Annotated in this window: 22 protein-coding genes; 5 read left to right on the forward strand and 17 right to left on the reverse strand. The window is 60.1% G+C overall.

Features of this window, described 5'->3' with window-relative positions; genetic code table 11:
- Positions 1-34 precede the first annotated feature (34 nt).
- From HFK74_RS08235 to HFK74_RS08250, 4 genes are all read right to left on the reverse strand, one after another.
- Positions 35-1,366 carry an MFS transporter gene (locus HFK74_RS08235; protein ID WP_180203077.1) on the reverse strand — a complete coding sequence of 444 codons (1,332 nt, stop codon included), beginning with the start codon at positions 1,364-1,366 and terminating at the stop codon, positions 35-37.
- A 199-nt stretch (positions 1,367-1,565) separates the two neighbouring features.
- Positions 1,566-2,492: a hydroxymethylglutaryl-CoA lyase gene (locus tag HFK74_RS08240; RefSeq protein WP_180203078.1), complete on the reverse strand. Its 927-nt coding sequence runs from the start codon at positions 2,490-2,492 to the stop codon at positions 1,566-1,568.
- A complete protein-coding gene (locus tag HFK74_RS08245) occupies positions 2,489-3,682 on the reverse strand; it encodes a CaiB/BaiF CoA-transferase family protein (protein WP_180203079.1) in 1,194 nt (397 codons plus the stop codon). Before HFK74_RS08245 ends, HFK74_RS08240 begins: the two co-directional genes overlap by 4 nt.
- Before the next feature lie 229 nt (positions 3,683-3,911).
- Positions 3,912-4,820 carry a LysR family transcriptional regulator gene (locus HFK74_RS08250; RefSeq protein ID WP_180203080.1) on the reverse strand — a complete coding sequence of 303 codons (909 nt, stop codon included), beginning with the start codon at positions 4,818-4,820 and terminating at the stop codon, positions 3,912-3,914.
- Between the two features lie 134 nt (positions 4,821-4,954).
- Between HFK74_RS08250 and HFK74_RS08255 the strand changes: the two genes are divergently transcribed.
- Entirely contained in the window at positions 4,955-5,974 is a 1,020-nt protein-coding gene (locus HFK74_RS08255; RefSeq protein WP_180203081.1) for a DUF4917 family protein, read from the forward strand.
- A 102-nt stretch (positions 5,975-6,076) separates the two neighbouring features.
- On the opposite strand, the gene HFK74_RS08260 is transcribed toward HFK74_RS08255, so the two are convergent.
- Positions 6,077-6,619, reverse strand: a complete 543-nt coding sequence (locus tag HFK74_RS08260) for a helix-turn-helix domain-containing protein (protein ID WP_180203082.1) — start codon at positions 6,617-6,619, stop codon at positions 6,077-6,079.
- Positions 6,620-6,730: 111 nt separating this feature from the next.
- Here HFK74_RS08260 and HFK74_RS08265 point away from each other — a divergent pair, with 111 nt between their 5' ends.
- Positions 6,731-7,513 (forward strand): aldolase, encoded by a 783-nt coding sequence (locus HFK74_RS08265; RefSeq protein ID WP_180203083.1) that lies wholly within the window; start codon positions 6,731-6,733, stop codon positions 7,511-7,513.
- Between the two features lie 29 nt (positions 7,514-7,542).
- Positions 7,543-8,430: a dihydrodipicolinate synthase family protein gene (locus HFK74_RS08270; RefSeq protein WP_180203084.1), complete on the forward strand. Its 888-nt coding sequence runs from the start codon at positions 7,543-7,545 to the stop codon at positions 8,428-8,430.
- Positions 8,431-8,536: 106 nt separating this feature from the next.
- Here the strand turns inward: HFK74_RS08270 and HFK74_RS08275 are convergent, their stop codons facing one another.
- From HFK74_RS08275 to HFK74_RS08285, 3 genes are all read right to left on the reverse strand, one after another.
- The gene (locus tag HFK74_RS08275; protein WP_008059395.1) at positions 8,537-8,881 is read right to left on the reverse strand and encodes a YegP family protein; all 345 of its coding nucleotides are present in this window, start codon (positions 8,879-8,881) and stop codon (positions 8,537-8,539) included.
- Positions 8,882-9,052: 171 nt separating this feature from the next.
- Positions 9,053-9,358, reverse strand: coding sequence for a ribbon-helix-helix domain-containing protein (locus tag HFK74_RS08280; protein WP_180203085.1), 306 nt, complete (start codon positions 9,356-9,358; stop codon positions 9,053-9,055).
- A gap of 14 nt (positions 9,359-9,372) precedes the next feature.
- The gene (locus tag HFK74_RS08285; protein ID WP_008055591.1) at positions 9,373-9,954 is read right to left on the reverse strand and encodes a DJ-1/PfpI family protein; all 582 of its coding nucleotides are present in this window, start codon (positions 9,952-9,954) and stop codon (positions 9,373-9,375) included.
- A 249-nt stretch (positions 9,955-10,203) separates the two neighbouring features.
- Here HFK74_RS08285 and HFK74_RS08290 point away from each other — a divergent pair, with 249 nt between their 5' ends.
- Entirely contained in the window at positions 10,204-11,094 is an 891-nt protein-coding gene (locus tag HFK74_RS08290) for a DMT family transporter (protein ID WP_180203086.1), read from the forward strand.
- A 12-nt stretch (positions 11,095-11,106) separates the two neighbouring features.
- On the opposite strand, the gene HFK74_RS08295 is transcribed toward HFK74_RS08290, so the two are convergent.
- The 4 genes from HFK74_RS08295 to HFK74_RS08310 form a co-directional block, all read right to left on the reverse strand.
- Positions 11,107-12,321 (reverse strand): SAM-dependent methyltransferase, encoded by a 1,215-nt coding sequence (locus tag HFK74_RS08295; RefSeq protein ID WP_180203087.1) that lies wholly within the window; start codon positions 12,319-12,321, stop codon positions 11,107-11,109.
- A 131-nt stretch (positions 12,322-12,452) separates the two neighbouring features.
- Entirely contained in the window at positions 12,453-12,815 is a 363-nt protein-coding gene (locus HFK74_RS08300) for a hypothetical protein (protein ID WP_180203088.1), read from the reverse strand.
- 2 nt (positions 12,816-12,817) lie between these two features.
- Positions 12,818-13,096: an ogr/Delta-like zinc finger family protein gene (locus tag HFK74_RS08305; protein ID WP_008055587.1), complete on the reverse strand. Its 279-nt coding sequence runs from the start codon at positions 13,094-13,096 to the stop codon at positions 12,818-12,820.
- Entirely contained in the window at positions 13,093-13,326 is a 234-nt protein-coding gene (locus HFK74_RS08310; protein ID WP_180203089.1) for a hypothetical protein, read from the reverse strand. Before HFK74_RS08310 ends, HFK74_RS08305 begins: the two co-directional genes overlap by 4 nt.
- A gap of 67 nt (positions 13,327-13,393) precedes the next feature.
- Between HFK74_RS08310 and HFK74_RS08315 the strand changes: the two genes are divergently transcribed.
- Positions 13,394-13,822: a helix-turn-helix domain-containing protein gene (locus HFK74_RS08315; protein WP_180203090.1), complete on the forward strand. Its 429-nt coding sequence runs from the start codon at positions 13,394-13,396 to the stop codon at positions 13,820-13,822.
- A gap of 67 nt (positions 13,823-13,889) precedes the next feature.
- Here HFK74_RS08315 and HFK74_RS08320 read toward each other — a convergent pair whose 3' ends face one another.
- The 5 genes from HFK74_RS08320 to HFK74_RS08340 all read right to left on the reverse strand — a co-directional run bounded on the left by HFK74_RS08320 (position 13,890) and on the right by HFK74_RS08340 (position 16,696).
- Complete coding sequence (locus HFK74_RS08320; RefSeq protein WP_180203091.1) at positions 13,890-14,246, reverse strand: putative holin; 357 nt, start codon at positions 14,244-14,246, stop codon at positions 13,890-13,892.
- Entirely contained in the window at positions 14,233-14,514 is a 282-nt protein-coding gene (locus HFK74_RS08325; RefSeq protein ID WP_180203092.1) for a helix-turn-helix domain-containing protein, read from the reverse strand. The genes HFK74_RS08320 and HFK74_RS08325 overlap by 14 nt, the downstream gene beginning before the upstream one ends.
- Positions 14,515-14,648: 134 nt before the next feature.
- Positions 14,649-15,266: a TPM domain-containing protein gene (locus HFK74_RS08330; protein ID WP_180203093.1), complete on the reverse strand. Its 618-nt coding sequence runs from the start codon at positions 15,264-15,266 to the stop codon at positions 14,649-14,651.
- A 42-nt stretch (positions 15,267-15,308) separates the two neighbouring features.
- Positions 15,309-16,061, reverse strand: a complete 753-nt coding sequence (locus HFK74_RS08335) for a YgcG family protein (protein ID WP_180203094.1) — start codon at positions 16,059-16,061, stop codon at positions 15,309-15,311.
- Between the two features lie 29 nt (positions 16,062-16,090).
- Positions 16,091-16,696, reverse strand: coding sequence for a LemA family protein (locus HFK74_RS08340; RefSeq protein ID WP_180203095.1), 606 nt, complete (start codon positions 16,694-16,696; stop codon positions 16,091-16,093).
- Positions 16,697-16,887 lie beyond the last annotated feature (191 nt).

Genomic DNA, 16,887 nt, shown 5'->3' on the forward strand with positions numbered 1-16,887 from the left:
GCCATCTGCCAGGCGCTGCAGGTTTCAGTAACCGTCAGAATTTGTCGAGCGTGCGAAGCTTCTGCGGCAAGCCCCACAACAGCAGCGCAACAGCGATCAGCGCACAAACACCAATGACATACAGCGCCGGTGTTGTGCTACCGGTCAGGTCCTTGATCCGTCCGACCATGACCGGGCTGACGATGCCCCCGAACTGCCCCAGGGTGTTGATCACCGCGATCCCGCCCGCGGCACCCGCGCCGGCTCCGGCCAGCAGTTTCGGCGGCAGGGTCCAGAAGCTCGGGATGGAGGCGATGATGCCGGCGCCGAGCAAGCCCAGCGCAACGATCAGGAAGGTCGTGTGGTTAGCGAAGATCCCGGCACAGAAGAAACCAATCGCACCGACGGCGACCAGGCCGGCGACAAACTTGCGTCGCTCGCCAGAGGCATCGGACAAGCGCCCGATCACCACCATGCTGATGGCGCCGCAGATGTAGGGGATGGCCGTCAGCAGACCGATCATGACCGGGCTCTCGGTACCCGCGCTGCGGATCAGTTGGGGTGCCCAGAAATTCAAGCCGTAGGACGCCACCTGGATCAGGAAGTAGATCAGGCCCAAGGTCAGGAACCCGGGGATTCGCAGCGCGGCGAGCAACGAGCCGCCACTCTTGTGCGGTTCATGGTGAGCGATGCGGCTGGCCAGCAGGGTTTTCTCCGAAGCTGTCAGCCAATGGGCGTCTTCGATGCGGTCCTTGAGCAAGGTCAGCACCAGCAAGCCGAGGCCGATGCACGGCACGCCGCCGAGCAGGAACAACCAGTGCCAGCCGCGCATGTCGAGGAAGCCGTCGAGGTGTTGCAGCACCAGCCCGGAGAACGGCGCGCCGACCAGCCCGGCGAAGGCCGATGAAAGGAACAGCATCGAGGTGATGCGCCCGCGGTAGTGCTGCGGGAACCACAGCGTCAGGTAGTACAGCACGCCCGGCGCAAAACCCGCCTCCATCGCACCAATCACGAAACGCAACACGTAGAACTGCCATTCGCTGTTGACGAACACCATCAACGCCGTGGCCAGGCCCCAGGACATCATGATCCGGGCGATCCAGCGTCGCGCGCCGACCTTGTACAGCATCATGTTGCTCGGCACTTCGAAAATCACATAACCGACCACGAACAACCCCGCGCCGAGGCCGTAGGCGGTATCGCTCAGGCTCAGGTCGGTTTGCAGCTGGAACTTGGCGAAGCTGATGTTGATGCGGTCGAAAAACGCGAACAGGTAGCAGACCATGATCAGCGGCATCAATCGCCAGGCGACTTTGCTGACCAGGGCTTTTTCTTCATCGTGGCTAACGGCCGGGCTCGCGCCGGCCTCCAGTGCATTCAGGCTCATTGCGGTTCTCCAGGCGGACTTCCCTTGGGGTGTCCGATTGTTTTTGTTGTCTGGTTAAGGTGATCTTTGTGATGTGCTTTTCTGTGGGAGCGAGCCGGCTCCGGGCGGCGTTCCGACGAATACGGTCTGACATTCAACGATGATGTCGACTGATACTCCGCTTTCGCGAGCAGGCTCGCTCCTACAGGGGGCTGTGTGGTCAGGACGGCACGGGGTGCAGGTCGCAATTGCGTCCGGCCTTGGCCAGTTGGCCCGGCACTTCGTGGCCGAGCAGCGCCGGCAATCCTCGGGAAAGTTTCAGCAGCAACGGTAGATCGATACCGGTGGCAATCCCGACTTCATCGCACAGGTTCACCAGGTCTTCAGTACAGATGTTGCCCGAGGCGCCCGGCGCGAACGGACAACCGCCGAGGCCGCCGAGTGCCGCGTCGAAACGCCGGGCACCGGCCTCGTAAGCGGCCAGCACGTTGCACAAGCCAAGGCCACGGGTGTTGTGGAAATGCAGGGTCAGGTCTGCGGGCGATACCCGCTGCAACACCCGTCCCACCAACCGCTCGACCTGCCGCGGATTGGCCATGCCGGTGGTATCGGCCAGGGTGATGCCCTGGATGCCGAGCTCCTGATAGGCCTCGACGATGTACAGTACCCGGTCCTCATCGATCTTGCCTTCGAAGGGGCAACCAAAGGTGGTGGCGATGCTGGCGTTGAGACGCACCTTTGTTCCATGCACGAACGCCACGATCTCGCCGAAGGCGGCCAGCGAGTCTTCGCAGCGCATGCGCATGTTCGCCAGGTTGTGGGTCTGGCTGGCGGACATCACCAGGTTCAGCTCATCGGCGTTGCAGGCCAGTGCCCGTTGCGCGCCCTTGAGGTTGGGGATCAACGCCACATAGATCACTCCCGGTTGGCGAGTGATGCCCTTGAACACCAGCTCACCGTCGCGCAACGCGGGAATGGCCTTGGGCGACACGAACGAGCCGGCCTCGATACGGCTGAACCCGGCCTGCGACAGTTGATCGATCAGCGCGATCTTGTCGACGGTTTCAACCCAGGTCGGCTCGATCTGCAAGCCGTCGCGCGGGGAGACTTCCTGAACGATCAAGCGCTCGGAATAATCAGTGATCATTGCACCACTCCTTCGACTTTCAGGCGTTCGATGTCTGCCAGCGTCAGACCAAGCTGCGCGAGGATGCCGTCGGTGTGCTGGCCCAGTCCCGGACCCGACCAGTTGACGCCTCCGGGGGTCTCGGAGAGTTTCGGCACGATGCCCGGCATTTTCACCGTGGCGCCACCTGGCAGTTCGGCAGTGAGCAGCATGTCCCGCGCCTGATAATGCGGGTCGGCCACGATGTCGGCGACCGAATAGATGCGTCCGGCCGGAACTTCAGCGGCTTCCAGCGCAGCCAGCACCTCGTCGATCGGCAGGCTGCTGGTCCAGTGGGTGATCGCCGCATCGAGCAGGCCGCTCTTGGCCGCACGCCCGTCGTTATGGGCGAACTCGGGGGCGTCGGCCAGATCCTGGCGGCCAATGGTGAGCATCAGTCGCTTGTAGATCGGGTCGCTGTTGCCGGCGATCACCACGTAGGCGCCATCCGCCGTGAGGTAGGTGTTGGACGGTGCGATGCCCGGCAAGGCACCGCCGCTGCGCTCACGCACATGGCCGAGCATGTCATATTCCGGCACCAGGCTTTCCATCACATTGAACACGCTTTCGGCCAGCGACACATCGACGATTTGCCCTTCGCCCTGCCCGGTCTTGACCCGCAAAAGCGACATCAGAGCGCCGATCACGGCGTGCAGCGATGCCAGGGAATCGCCGAGGCTGACGCCCACCCGCGCCGGTGGTGAACCGGGGGTGCCGGTGGTGTAGCGGATGCCGCCCATGGCCTCGCCGATGGCACCGAAACCCGGACGGTCGCGGTACGGGCCGGTCTGGCCGTAACCGGAAATCCGCACCAGGGTCAGGTTGGGGTTGAGGGCATGCAGCACGTCCCAACCGAGGCCGAGTTTTTCCAGGGCGCCGGGACGCAGGTTTTCAATCAGCACATCGGCGCTGGTCGCCAGTTGCTTGACCAGTTCGATGCCTTCGGCGGACTTGAGGTTCAGCGCCAGGGACTTCTTGTTGCGCGATTGCAGGTACCACCACAGCGAAGTGCCTTCGTGCAGCTTGCGCCATTTACGCAGGGGATCGCCCTGGCCCATGGCTTCGATCTTGATCACTTCGGCGCCGAACTCGGCGAGCATGCGCGCGGCGAACGGCGCGGCGATCAGCGTGCCGATCTCGATCACTTTGATTGCACTCAAGGGGGCAGTCATCGCGGGGTACCTCTTGTTCTTGGAATATGTGCCAAGGCTAGAGGACAGCAGGCTTGGGAATCCAACCTTCAGTTGGCAACGGCCGTTCGCGAAACGCGAACGCCCGGCAATGAATACACCGCTACCTCAGGTATGCCTTCGCGAGCAGGCTCGCTCCCACAGGGAAATGCAGTCCAAATGTGGGAGCGAGCCTGCTCGCGAAGAGGCCGGTCCATTCAATAGAGAATTGTCAGACCGCACCGCGCAAATGCTCAAACAACATTCGGCTCACCGGCGACAGCAACGCCTCATCGCGCACCACCAGGATCAACGCCCGATCCGACCAGGCATCGGTCAACGGCACCGCATGCAACCCCAACGCCCGGCCAAACAACTCATAAGCCCGCTGCGGCAAGACGCCTATGCCCATGTTGGCCTGGATCATGCGACACATGGCGTCGAAGCCCGGCACATGGATACGCACCCGCAATACCCGGCCGGCTTCACGCGCGGCGGCATGGGTGCGCATATTGATCGAACTGGCCGCATGCAGCCCGACGTAATCGCTGTCCAGCGTCTCGGCGAAGGCCAGGCTCGAGCGACCGGCCAACGGATGATCCGGCAACATCAACACCATCAGCTTGTCCTGGCGGTAGAGCACACTGTGCAAGCCCTTGATGTCGCTGTCGATGGAACAGATCCCGAGATCGGCCACGCCATCGAGCACCCCCTGGATCACCCCGGCGCTGGGCCGTTCTTCAAGGTCGGTCTTGACCTGCGGGTGGCGCTCGGAAAAATCCCGCAGGTCTTCGGGCAGGAACTGAATGATGGCCGACAGGTTGGCGAGCATCCGCACATAACCCCGCACACCATGGCTGTGCTCGCCCAGTTCCAGGCCCATTTTCTCGACGTTGAACAGCATCTGCCGGGCGTGGTGCAGCAAGGTTTCACCCGCCGGCGTCAACGTCATGCCCTTGGCCTGGCGCACGAACAGGCTGATCCCCAGCGCCTCCTCCAGCTCCATCAAGCGCTTGCTCGCCGCCGACACCGCAATCGCTTCACGCGCGGCGGCACGGGTGAGCGTGCCCTCTTCGTGGACAGCGACAAACAGTTGCAGGGTGATCAGGTCGAGACGGCGGATCAGGCTTTTTTGCAGCATCGGACACTCGGCAATGGCGGTTCGGGCGAAAGTCGCAGCATAGCGCCCTTCGCCCGTGACGCGCCGTGGTTGAAGCGCCCGAGCATGATAAAGTCGCCGCCCATCAGACCTTTTGCTTCGAGACGAGCACCGCAATGACCGATTTCCAGGATGTCGACGCCCAACTTGAAGACTGGAACGTCTTGCGCAGCAGCGCTGCGTTCGACGGTCTGCTGGTGGGTAATGGGGCCAGCCGTGCGGTGTGGGACGACTTCGGCTACGACTCGCTGTTCGAAAACGCCCGCACCGTCGAAGAAAAACCCCTCAGCCCGTCTGAGTTGAGTGTGTTCGATGCGCTGCAAACGCGCAGTTTCGAGCAGGTGCTCAGCGCCTTGAAAACCACCAGCCGGGTCAACAAGGCCCTGGCCGTCAGCTCTGCCGCACCGCGTAATCGTTACTACGCGATCAAGGAAGCGCTGATCAACACCGTACACGCCGTGCACATCCCGTGGCGGTTGGTCGAGGCGTCGAGCCTGGCGACGATTGGCCAGGAACTGGGCCGCTATCGCACGGTGTTCACCACCAACTACGACTTGCTCAATTACTGGGCGATCCAGCAGCAACCCGAGGCGATCACCGATCTGTTCGAGGGCTCAGAACCTGCCTTCGACCTGAGCGTGACCGCCACCGACAAGACCCGCTTGCTCTACCTGCACGGCGGTCTGCACCTGGTGCGCAACCAGGACGGCACGGCACGCAAACTGATGTCGACCGAAGGCACGTTGCTGGGCAATTTCGCCATCAACAACACGATCAAGACCCTCGACGATGTGCCGTTGTTCATCAACGAAGGGCCGAGCGCGGACAAGCTCAAGACCATCCGCAGTTCGGATTACCTGTCGTTCTGCTACGACCAGTTGCTCGGCCATGGTGACGGGTTGTGTATTTTCGGGCATGCGTTGGGCGAGCAGGACAGCCATATCGTGCAGGCCTTGCGCCTGGCGAAACCGAAGGTTGTGGCGATCTCGATTTATCCGCGCAGCAAGGCGTTCATCCAGCACCAAAAACGGCATTACGCGAAGGTGTTCGAGGGGACGGGGGTTGAGTTGCGGTTTTTTGATTCGAAGACCCATGGGCTGGGTAGCCCGAAATTGTCGGTTCCCGTCGAAGTTTAGCGGCTTCTCGGCTGGCCTCATCGCGAGCAGGCTCGCTCCCACAGGGGAACGCATTCCCCCTGTAGGAGTGAGCCTGCTCGTGATGGCGTCAGTTCGGTCAACTCATTCTTCAGCGCTATGCACCACCACCAGCAACTGCGCCTGCACCTCGCCCACCGAACGTATCCGGTGCGGTTTCTGTGAGTTGAAGTGCAGCGCATCGCCACGGCTCAGCAGCACACGCTCGTTGACGAAATCCACTTCAACCTGCCCCTCGTGGACGAACAGAAATTCCTCCCCCAGGTGCTCCTTGAAGGTTCTGTCGGTGAACTCGGTCGGCGGGTAAATGATGAACGGCAGCAAGCTGCGTTCGCTGACCTGATGGGCCAGCACCGCGTAACCTGGCTTGTCGTCGCTGGCACCCAGGGGCTGGCGCTCATGGCTGCGCACCAGGCTGTAGCTGTCGAGGCTCACCTTGTCTTCGGAAAAAAGCTCCTCGACCTTCACGTTCAGTGCCTTGGCCAGTTTCAAGGCGGCCGCAATCGACGGCGTATTCAGGCCTCGTTCGACTTTTGACAGATAACTCTTGGTCATGCCGGATTTTTCCGCCAGCGCCTCAAGGGTTACGCCAAGTTTTTTTCTCAATATTTTCAAACGGATAGACATGTAGAACGATTAATCCATCAAGGAGGTGACGAATTGTCCTTGCCTATGACACAAGGTGTCATATAGCATCTTTCGTGTCATATGCATGACCCAGCCAAAGAGGACACCGATATGGCCAAGACATTAGCACTGCCCAAGGATCAACTGGTCAAGCAAGCGCTGAGCCAGATGCAAAACACCCTCGCGGATAATACGTGGACCGACCGGCAAAAGCTGGCCCTGACCTGCCGCATCCTGTTCGAGAATGGCCATGACTCGGGCCTGGCCGGGCAAATCACCGCCCGCGGCCCGCAGCCTGGCACCTATTACACTCAACAGCTGGGCCTGGGTTTCGACGAAATCACCGCGGGCAACCTGCTGCTGGTCAACGAAGACCTGGAGGTGCTCGAAGGCCACGGCATGCCGAACCCGGCCAACCGCTTCCACAGCTGGGTGTACCGCGCCCGCCCGGATGTGAACTGCATCATTCACACCCACCCGACTCACGTCGCGGCATTGTCGATGCTGGAAGTGCCGCTGCAGATTTCCCACATGGACCTCTGCCCGCTCTATGACGACTGCGCGTTTCTCGAAGGCTGGCCCGGCGTACCGGTGGGTAACGAAGAAGGTGAATTGATTGCCGGCGCCCTGGGCGACAAGCGGGCGATCCTGCTTTCGCACCACGGTCAATTGTCCACCGGCAGCACCATCGAGGAGGCCTGCGTGATTGCCCAACTGATCGAACGCGCCGCCCGGTTGCAGCTGCTGGCGATGAGCGCCGGAACCATCAAGCCGATCATTCCCGAGCTGGGCCGTGAAGCCCATGACTGGATTGCCCGGCCCAAGCGCCACGCCGCCGCATTCAACTACTACGCCCGGCAGAACCTGCGTCGACACGCCGATTGCCTGAATTGAACCCAGCCCCTTTTCAACGGAGAGACACCATGTCCAGCGCCAACATTCACGGCATCATCGGCTACACCATCACCCCCTTCACCGCCAATGGCGAGAACCTTGACCTGGACGCGCTCGGGCGCTCGATCGACCGTTTGATCGACGGCGGCGTGCATTCCATCGCGCCACTGGGCAGCACCGGCGAAGGCGCTTACCTGAGTGACGCGGAGTGGGACCAGGTCGCCGAATTCAGTATCAAGCACGTGGCCAAGCGCGTGCCGACCATCGTCAGCGTGTCCGACCTGACCACCGCCAAGGCGGTCCGTCGCGCACGTTTCGCCGAAGCCCATGGCGCCGACGTGGTGATGGTGCTGCCGACGTCGTACTGGAAACTCAGCGAGGCGCAAATCCTCGCGCACTACCGCGCCATCGGCGACAGCATCGGCGTGCCGATCATGCTCTACAACAACCCGGCCACCAGCGGCACCGACATGTCGGTGGACCTGATCCTGCGCATCGTCAAGGGCGTGGAAAACGTGACCATGGTCAAGGAGAGCACCGGCGACATCCAGCGCATGCATCAACTGTATCGCCTGGGCGAAGGCCAGGTGCCCTTCTACAACGGTTGCAACCCGCTGGCGCTGGAAGCCTTCGCAGCCGGGGCAAAAGGCTGGTGCACGGCCGCGCCGAACCTGATCCCGCAGCTCAATCTCGAGCTGTACGACGCCGTGCTGGCCAACGACCTGAACAAGGCACGTGAACTGTTCTACCGCCAGTTGCCGTTGCTGGACTTCATTCTCAAGGGGGGGTTGCCAGCCACGATCAAGGCCGGTTTGCGCCAAACCGGGCTGGAGGTGGGCGATCCGCGGTTGCCGGTGTTTCCGCTGGATGAAGCAGGTGTCAGCCAGTTGCAAGGCCTGCTAAAAGCCCTGCGCTGACCTGTAGGAGCTGGCTTGCCAGCGAAGAGGCCCTCACTTCCGACATTAATGTCGCCTGATACGCCGCTTCGCTGGCAAGCCAGCTCCTACAGGGGGTGTGTTGGATTCAGAGGACGGGAAGGGTCTTGTCCTTGATCACCTTGGTCGGGCCGTTCGCCTTCACACTGGCTATGCCCTTCTCCAGCGCGGATTCAGAGGAATAGGCTTCGCTGCTGCCGATAATCTCGTGGTTGCCCGCCTTGAGGTTGAAATAAGGATGGCCATCCTTGGTGGTTTTCTTCTCGTAGCGTTCATCCAGCGGGCTGTTGGCCTGGACTGACGCGATGCCTTTGTCGGCCGCCGCGCGGGTGGTGTACAGCTCGCTGGTCAGAATGGTTTCGGCGTTCGCCGCCTTCAGAACGAACCTGAACTGACCGCTGCTGCTCTTGCTCACTTCATACCATCCGGACATGTTCTTTTCTCCTTGGCGATTGAGAGGTTGCGCGCTTCAGAGTAAAGACCAGCCCCGGTTTTTTGTCGCCTGAACCGGCGCCATCGCGAGCAGGCTCGCTCCCACAGTGGATTTGCGTACACCGATCCATTGTGGGAGCGAGCCTGCTCGCGATAGGGCCATCAAGGTCCCCTACTTCACCACCGCCCGCACCACCGACAACTCCGGTGCTGCCACCCGCCGCTGACTCAGGTACCGCGTACAACTCACCCGCAGGAACGAGGCAAAATTGACCACCTCGCCGCGGTAGTCCATGACCTCCTCATACAACTTGGCGATCAACTGGTTGGTGGTCATGCCGTCGGTCTCGGCGATTTCGCTGAGGATGTCCCAGAACTGATTCTCCAGCCGCAGGGTGGTGACCACTCCGCAAATGCGCAGCGAGCGGGAGCGCGATTCGTAGAGAATCGGATCGGCTTTGACGTACAGCTCGCACATGGACGGGTCTCCCGTTACAGCGTGATCTTGGTGCCCAGCAAGCCGAGGAAACCGGCGAGCCAGCTCGGGTGGGCAGGCCAGGCCGGTGCCGTCGCCAGATTGCCTTGAACATGGCCGTCCGTCACCGGGATATCGATAAACGTACCGCCCGCCAGGCGCACTTCTGGTGCACAGGCCGGGTAGGCGCTGCATTCACGACCTTCGAGAATCCCGGCGGCGGCCAACAATTGTGCACCATGGCACACGGCGGCGATTGGTTTGCCGGCCTTGTCGAAATCGCGCACCAGTTCCAACACTTTTTCATTCAGGCGCAAGTACTCCGGCGCACGACCACCGGGGATCAGCACAGCGTCGTAATCCGCCGCCTTGACCTTGGCAAAATCGAAGTTCAGGGCAAACAGGTGACCGGGTTTTTCGCTGTAGGTCTGGTCGCCTTCGAAGTCATGGATGGCGGTGCGCACGGTCTGGCCGGCGCTCTTGTCCGGGCAAACGGCATGCACCGTGTGACCAACCATCAGCAGGGCCTGGAACGGCACCATCACTTCATAGTCTTCGACGTAATCGCCAACCAGCATCAGGATTTTTTTCGCCGCCATGGGGAGGACTCCTCTGGGAAATGCATGGGCATGCAGGAGTACTCAAGGTAGTCCTTATCCGTGGGGGTGGGTAATAACCAGCTACTACCTGAAGACCGCGTTATCGTTCTTCGCTTGTAGGAGCGAGGCTTGCCCGCGAAGGCGTCCTTGAACTGTACGGATAATTCTGTGTCCAGCTGTAAGCGCCAAAAACAACGGTTTATGGCTAGATGAATGCACCTCCCACCCTCCAAGATTCTGGTTGCCATCATGTCCACCCGCGAAAACACCGGCATGGCCCTGGGCCTGCTCGGCGTTGTGATCTTCAGCCTCACCCTGCCCTTCACTCGCATCGTCGTGCAGGAACTGCATCCACTGCTCAACGGCCTGGGTCGGGCGCTGTTCGCGGCGATTCCCGCGGCGTTGCTGTTGTTGTGGCGTCGTGAGAAATGGCCAACCTGGCAGCAGGTCAAAGGCCTGACGCTGGTCATTGCCGGGGTGATACTCGGGTTCCCGGTCCTGTCGGCCTGGGCCATGCAAACCTTGCCGGCGTCCCATGGCGCCCTGGTCAATGGCCTGCAGCCACTGTGTGTGGCGCTCTACGCCGCGTGGCTGTCCCACGAACGCCCGTCGAAAGCCTTCTGGGCCTGCGCCGCGCTGGGCAGTGCACTGGTGCTCGGTTATGCGCTGATCAGCGGGGCCGGCAGCATTCAGGCCGGTGACCTGTTGATGCTCGGCGCGATTGCCGTGGGCGGCCTGGGGTACGCCGAGGGTGGCCGCTTGGCCAAGGAAATGGGCGGCTGGCAAGTGATCTGCTGGGCACTGGTGCTGTCGACCCCGCTGCTGATCGGGCCGGTGCTGTACCTTGCGCTGCAACATCAGGGCGAGATTTCGGCCAGGACCTGGTGGGCCTTCGGCTACGTCTCGCTGTTTTCGCAATTCATCGGCTTCTTTGCCTGGTATGCCGGGCTGGCCATCGGTGGCATTGCCCGGGTTAGCCAGATTCAGCTGCTGCAGATTTTCTTCACCATCGGCTTTTCGGCGCTGTTCTTTGGCGAACACGTCGAGCCGATCACCTGGCTGTTTGCCGGCGGAGTGATCCTGACCGTGGTGCTGGGACGCAAGACGGCGGTCAAGCCCGCACGTATTGCCACGGCCTGAATCAGGCGCAGATCAGAGGTAACCGTCAGCCCGCAACAGGGTTTCCAGGCAATGCTCGGTGATGTGGTAGAACGCCTTGAGTTCCTCGATCTTCGCCAACAGCTGGGCCGGATCACCCGGCTCGGCACGCTTGACCGCCAGGATCATCTTGTTCTTGTTGGTGTGGTCCAGCGAGATGAACTCGAACACCTTGGTCTCGTAGCCGCAGGCTTCGAGGAACAGCGCACGCAAGCTGTCGGTTACCATTTCCGCCTGCTGTCCCAGGTGCAGACCGTATTGCAACATCGGCTTGAGCAATGCCGGGCTCTGGATTTGCAGGCGAATCTGTTTGTGGCAGCACGGCGAGCACATGATGATCGAGGCGCCGGAACGAATGCCGGTGTGAATCGCATAGTCCGTGGCGATGTCGCAGGCATGCAACGCAATCATCACGTCAAGCTCGCTCGGTGCCACGCTGCGCACATCACCGCACTTGAAGACCAGCCCTGGATGCTCGAGCTTTGCCGCGGCGGCGTTGCACAGGGTGACCATGTCTTCACGCAACTCGACGCCGGTCACTTGCGCTTCGGCCTTCAGGGTATTGCGCAGATAGTCATGGATCGCAAACGTCAGGTAACCCTTGCCCGAGCCGAAGTCTGCCACGCGAACCGGGCGGTCCAGCGCCAGTGGCGACGAGGTCAGCGCATGGCTGAAGACTTCGATGAACTTGTTGATCTGCTTCCACTTGCGCGACATCGCCGGGATCAATTCATGCTGCTTGTTGGTGACGCCCAGGTCGGCGAGAAACGGCCGGTTCAGATCGAGAAAGCGGTTTTTTTCGCGGTTGTGCCCGGCGGACGGCACTTCGCGCAATTGCTGGGGTTTGCTCTTGAACAGTGAAGATTTGCCCTTTTTGCTGTATTCGAGCTGGGCTTCATCGCTCAATGACAACAAATGCGCATTCTTGAACGATGCCGGCAGCAAGTCTTTGATGAGCGCCACACCGTCGGCCAATGGCAAGTTCTTGGTGATGTCTCGGGTCTTGTAGCGATAGACGAAGGACAGGCAAGCCTGCGCCTTGACCGTCACCGGCTTGATGATGATCCGCTGCAGTTCCGCTTCATCGCCAGCATACTTGGCCAGCACCAGCTTGATGAAGGCGTTCTGTTCCAGGCTCGATTGCAGCAGGTCGATGAACTGGGCGTGATGGTCCGGCGCGAGGCTGGCGGGGGTGGCGGTGACGGACATGGAAAAACGGCCTCGGGCAGTGCGAATCGAAGAATGCCCGGTATTTTAGGGGGGATGCGGGTTTTGGGCACGGGGTTATTTTTCGCAGGCCCGGTAATGCCCCCCGAACCTGCTTTGCGTTCGCCGATACCTCAGGGCTCCACCAGGCGAAGTTTGCGATTACTTGGTGAATTGATCACATGCCTGACGATCAATCCCACCGGTACGGCCCACGTCAGGCCATTGGCCGGGTCAGTGATGACGGCGACGGTTTCGGAGCTTGCGCCGACGTCCAGGCGCCGTCGATCGTTGCAGGACTTGAGCTCCCCGTAGGCGTGGCTGACCAGTCGCTCCGCCAGGTGCATCGGCACATCAATCCCTTGCATGTGCTTCACGGCACGACAGAACAGCACCTGGTCATCAACGACCGAATCGCTTTCATGACGGGCCAGAAAACCCTGGGCAATAGCCAGCAATTGCTCGTTCAATTCCTCGTTTTCAACACTTGCGCTCATGTTCATGACTCCAGCGGCGCGGACGTCGTCGGTTCACTTGGCGCAACAGGCCGGGCATCGCGCCGCAAGTCGGGCCCGGCGAAAGGCAAGCGCACGGCGGGGTTGGGCATTCCACTGGGAGACAGTTCGTGGGTCATTTCGAACTCGGCCCGAACCGACCAGCCGCAGGCTTCCGAGGTGCATTGCAAGTAGGCCACTCGCAAGAAAATATGTCGGCCCTCGCTGGTGCGGATGCGCATGCGGCTCAAGCAGTGCGGACACACCATTTTGTAAGTACTCATGCCTGGATCCTGCTGTTCATCAGGTGGTAATCAACATAATCAACCGCAATACTGCTGGAAGCGATGATTGCTGTAATCCGGCACTGTAAGTAACGCCCACCAAGAAAAAGAAAGTGCAATGAGCAACGGCGCATCGGGTAGGAACCAAACATGTAGGAAATCACCCTGCTACCATTAGGAAGTTTCGACATCAAATTCATCTGACTCATAGTTGAAGATTGATTACTCATTATAAAAATACTCATTGCGCATACATTAAGCACTCACTCAGCATGTGTCAAAAGGAAGAGGCTCAAATTGCGTAGCAAAAAATCACAGGCTGTTTTAGCCCGACTAAAGCAAATTACCGGCACAAAAAGCGATGCATCCTTGTCTTCTGCGCTACAAGTCAGCCCACAGACCCTCAGCAGCTGGAAAGGCCGCGACAGCACGCCATACTCAATATGCGTAGAAATTGCCCAATCGCGCGGTATTTCACTTGACTGGTTGTTGCTGGGAGAAGGGCCGATCCTGCGCCATAGCGCGACTGCCAATGCCATTGAACACAATCAGGAAACAGCCACTCGCGAAAATGCAATTCTCGAGATGTGGCGATTGCTCAGTGAAGAAGATCGCTGCGCCATACAAAATGCCCTGGAGGAAAAACGCCGCCTGCGTGAAATGGAAGTCAAACTTTCAGAGATGGCGTCTATCCTGTCGACACTTCAACAGCCAAACAAAACATGATTCACAGGCTGTTTACTTGAAGGCGCGTCATACCCGCGATATTTGCCACATGACAAGTTAATACCCATCAGCGTCGTCCTTTAAGGCGCTCGATGATTTCACCCAGGCCAGCGCCATCGACCCACTGCATGACCTTGATGCTGATGGGAATAATGATCAGCGCGCACAGAAATGCCGTTACCCCCGCTGTCAGGAATGGCGCCAATGGCAGCGCTACAGGGGTAAACAGGTAGCCGACGCCCGCCGACAAAAACCAGGAACCGATCCGCTGCCAGGCCTTGAATTCAACGCGAGTGGTAATGACCAGCCACGCTCCGAGGGATGCACCGAACAGCGCTTCGCCATCAATCACTGGCAGTGTCGCGATCCCCAGTCCCAGCAGGAGCCCACTGATACTGTTGTAAGCCGAATCAGTCCAGTTCATGGAGACCTCGCTCATCGACGTCGTCGATGACAATGACTCCCGACTCAATGGCTTTGAGCAAGGCGGCATGACGGGACCTGACAGCAAACTTGCGGCGAATATTGAAGAAGTGAAAATTGACCGTGGTGGGCGAGCAATTCTGGATCCTGGCAATTTCCCAGGAAGTCTTGCCTTTGTAACACCACATCAAGGCTTGTATTTCTTTCGCTGTTAGATGGACCGGTGGCGCGGCACCGGTAAAAGAGTCGAGCGGTAGATGCGTTGACATAAATACTCCCTCTGCGTCAGAACACCCGTCACAGGGCGTTCGCTATTGGAGGGAGATGTTGAAGACTGAACGGAAGCCAAACAACTTGCCGCCGTTGTACCGCCAAGCGTTACAAAAGTGTTCGCAGAAGTGCCTTAGCCGAGCACGACCAGGCGGTTTGGCAGCTCGTTGCGTACATGGGTCACTGGAACGTGCACCTTGAGCAATTCGCCGCAAGCCTCGACGCAGGCGACAAAGCCCTGCAACGTCTGGCCCTGCCGGACCTGCCGGGTGAAAGCCGCGACAATCGCATCCCAATTGCTGTTATCCAGCCGACTGGAAATCCCCTCATCCACCAGGATTTCCACATAGCGCTCGGCTTCAGAGACGAAAATCAGGATTCCGGTGCTGCCCACCGTATGGTGCAGGTTCTGTTCCAGGAATTGCCGGCGCGCCAGGTTCGAGGCACGCCAGTGACGCACCGAACGCGGAATCAGGTGTGTAGTGATTTTCGGCAGGCGCAATACCAGGCACAGCACGATGAAGGTGATCCATTGCACCAGCAGCAGGCTGTGCAGGGTCAGCCAGCCCGTCAGGTAATGCACGATCCCGGGCAGCACCAGTGCCAGCAGACTGGCCCACAGCAACGGGATGTACACATAGTCGTCGGCGCGGGCCGCGAGTACGGTGACCAGTTCCGCGTCGGTGTCGCGCTCGACCCGGGCAATTGCCTCGGCGACCTTGCGTTGTTCGTGTTCAGTCAGTAATGCCATGTTGTTGAATGCCTGCTCGCTATTGTTTTTTCTGCCGTGCCATCACCAGCCGCCCGACGAGCCGCCGCCCCCGAAACTGCCCCCGCCACCACTGAAGCCCCCGCCACCGCCACCGCCGAAACCACCGCCACCAAAACCGCCACCGGAACCCCCGGAGCCGCCACGACCGGCAGGCAGGATACCGAGCATCTGGCAAACAAATACGGTCAGGATGAACAACAACACCAGGAACACGAACACCCCCGGATGCCGCGAGATGAAATCATCGCTCGGATCGCCGCCGGATTCATAGACCGTCGAAGGTTCGTCCAGGGGATTGCCACCCAGTACCACCAGCATCGCCGCCACCCCGTCGCTGATACCTTTGCTGTAGTTGCCAGCCTTGAACGCGGGGGTGATGACCTGGTGGATGATCACCGAACTCTGGGCGTCGGTCAGGCGATCTTCCAGGCCATAACCGACTTCGATGCGCAGTTTGCGCTCATCACGGGCAACAATCAGCAGCGCGCCGTTGTTCTTGTCTTTCTGGCCGATGCCCCAATAGCGGCCCAGCTGGTAGCCGAAATCGGCGATGTCGGTGCCCTGCAAGTCCGGCAAGGTCACGACCACAAGCTGCTCACCGGTGACTTTTTCATGGGCCTGCAGCTGTTGCGTCAACTGCTCGCGCACTGAAGGCTCGATCATCTGGGCGTTGTCCACCACCCGCCCGGTCAGCTCCGGGAACTTCAAATCAGCCAGGGCCGCCAGGGCGAATACCCACAGCAACAGCATCAGGCCAGCTTTCAACACGCGCATGGGCAACCTCGTCCCTGGTGACGCTGTTATCAGAATTTCACTTCAGGCGGCTTTTCCGACCCCGGTGTAGCCTCGAAGGTCTGGCGTTCCGGCAGGTTGCTGTACATCACTGTGTGCCAAAGGCGACCGGGGAACGTGCGGATCTCGGTATTGTATTTCTGCACCGCCAGGATGAAGTCGCGTCGGGCTACGCTGATCCGGTTCTCGGTGCCTTCAAGCTGCGATTGCAGGGCCAGGAAGTTCTGGTTGGCCTTCAGGTCCGGATAGCGCTCGGACACCACCATCAGGCGGCTCAAGGCACCGCTGAGCTGATCCTGGGCCTGTTGGTACTGCTTGAGCTTTTCCGGGTTGTCGAGCGTGGAGGCGTCGACCTGGATCGAGGTAGCCTTGGCCCGGGCCTCGATCACGGCCGTCAGGGTGTCCTTTTCATGGGCGGCATAGCCCTTGACGGTTTCCACCAGGTTGGGGATCAGGTCGGCACGGCGCTGATACTGGTTCTGCACCTGGCCCCAAGCAGCCTTGGCCTGTTCATCGAGGGTCGGGATGTTGTTGATGCCGCAGGCGGTCAGCAACGTGGCCAGCATGAGCAAGGTGGCGACTTGCAGCCTCGACCGGTAGGACTGTCGAACATTCATCAGGGTGATACTCCCTTCACATTTCATGGAAGAAACAACCGGCGACCCTCTCGGCCGGCTCTTCGGGCATAATCGGCGCGGCACTGGATTACGTCGGGGCAAATGGGCTAAAAGATGCCCTGCGCAAAAATCGCATCGGGCATTCGGCTGCCGTTTTTTGAGTCAGCACCCGAACAACAATAGTCGCTCCC

This window comes from Pseudomonas sp. SbOxS1 (assembly GCF_013416725.1).
GTDB lineage: Bacteria > Pseudomonadota > Gammaproteobacteria > Pseudomonadales > Pseudomonadaceae > Aquipseudomonas.